Raw genomic sequence first — 1,028 nt, 5'->3', positions numbered from 1 at the left:
GCCGTCCCTGGCCGCAAGACCGACGTCAAGGACGCCGAGTGGCTCTGCGAGCTCGTCCAGCACGGTCTGGTGAGGCCCAGTTTCGTGCCGCCGCAACCGGTGCGGGAGCTGCGGGACCTGACCCGCTACCGCAGCGACGTCGTCCACGAGCGGACCCGCGAGGCCCAGCGCCTCGAGAAGTTCCTCGAGGACGCCGGGATCAAGCTGTCGCTGGTCGTGGCCGACATTCTTGGCAAGTCGGCCCGCGCCATGCTCGAAGCCCTCATCGCGGGCGAACGTGACCCGCGGGTGCTCTCGCAGCTCGCGCTCGGAAAGATGCGCGGCAAGATTCCGATCCTCAGCGAGGCTCTCACCGGACGATTCACCGCGCATCACGCCTTCGTCGTGCGGGCGATGCTCGACCGGATCGACGCGGCGACCGTGACGGACGAGCGCCTCACCGCCGAGATTGGCCGGCGTCTGGAAGAGCACACCACGCCGGACGGCCGGCCCTTTCGGCGCCTGATCGATCTCCTGGTCACGGTTCCCGGTGTCAGCTCCAGGGCCGCCGAAGTGATCCTGGCCGAGATCGGTACCGACATGTCCCGGTTTCCGACCGCGGGCCACCTGGCCTCCTGGGCCGGCATCTGCCCGGGCAACAACGAGTCGGGCGGCAAGCGGATGTACGGCAAGACCAGACACGGCGACCGCTACCTCAAGGCCGTGCTCGGGCAGTGCGGTTCGAGTGCCGGCCGGACCAAGAACACCTACCTGGCCGCCAAGTACAAGCGGATCGCCGCCCGTCGCGGACCGAAGCGGGCGATGGTCGCCATCGGACACTCCATCCTCGTCTCGGCCTGGCACATGATCACCCACGACATCCCGTACGCCGATCTCGGATCCGACCACTTCCTCGACCGCTTGGGCACCGAAGGCAGAGCACGCAAGACTCGCCGCCTTGTCGGCCAACTCAACCAGCTTGGCTACCAAGTCTCGCTCCAATCGGTGGAGGTGGCCTGACCTGCAGAAACAGTGGATTTTCGTATCAG

General features: G+C 67.1%; 1 protein-coding gene. It reads left to right on the top strand.

Annotated elements, in window-relative coordinates:
- Nucleotides 1-999 (top strand): IS110 family transposase (locus ACFYNO_RS41165; RefSeq protein ID WP_388023911.1); only part of this gene is annotated, 999 nt, incomplete at its 5' end.
- Between the last annotated feature and the right edge of the window lie 29 nt (nucleotides 1,000-1,028).

The organism is Kitasatospora sp. NPDC006697, from assembly GCF_042869935.1.
Lineage (GTDB): Bacteria > Actinomycetota > Actinomycetes > Streptomycetales > Streptomycetaceae > Kitasatospora.
This window is presented reverse-complemented; position numbering and strand designations above follow the sequence as displayed.